The sequence below is a fragment of the Mesorhizobium sp. M7A.F.Ca.US.014.04.1.1 genome, from assembly GCF_003998745.1.
Taxonomy (GTDB): Bacteria; Pseudomonadota; Alphaproteobacteria; order Rhizobiales; family Rhizobiaceae; genus Mesorhizobium; species Mesorhizobium ciceri.
Window position 1 is genome coordinate 1 of record NZ_RZRW01001323.1, and the last position, 632, is coordinate 632.

General features: G+C 68.5%; 1 protein-coding gene. It reads left to right on the forward strand.

Annotated elements, in window-relative coordinates:
- Positions 1 to 48: 48 nt before the first annotated feature.
- On the forward strand, positions 49 to 632 hold a 584-nt coding region (locus EOA22_RS36335; protein WP_245478805.1), incomplete at its 3' end, for a tetratricopeptide repeat protein.

The window sequence follows — 632 nt, forward strand, 5'->3', positions numbered from 1 at the left end:
GGGGGGAAGATACCGGGCCCGCCGCGGCCGGATCCCGTCGCCGGCCTGATGGAGGAGGGCCGACGATCGCGGGCTGCGGGCCAATTGCCGGAGGCGGAGAATGCGTATCGCCGCGCCCTCCGGCTGGCGCCGAAAAACACTGATATCCTGGTCGCCATCGGTTTGGTGGCTGGCTCCCAGCAGAAATTCGACCATGCCGGGCAGTTCTTCGACCAGGCGCTGGCCATTAGGCCCCGCCTTCTCGGTGCCCGCCTCGGCAAGGTGCGCCTGGCGATCTGGCAGGGCGACGTGCCGCGCGCTCGCGCGATGATCGATGATGTGCTTGGCACCGCGCCTGACAATGTCGAGGCGATGGCTCTCGACGCGCGAATTTCCCTGCTCGAGCAGGATTACACGCGGGCCGAGCAGTCTTTTCAGCGGGTGCTGGCGGTAGATTCGCACAATGCCGAGGCGCTGGTGGGGATCGGCGACCTGCGCCGGGCGCGTGGCGACGACTTCGCCGCGCGGGAAGCCTACCGCCAAGCGCTCGCCATCGAGCCGGGCTCTGCCGATATCGTGCAAAGGCTGGCTGCGCCGCCGCCGCGCAAATGGCGACTCGATCTGGGCAGCGAAGTCAGCGATCTCACCGCGGG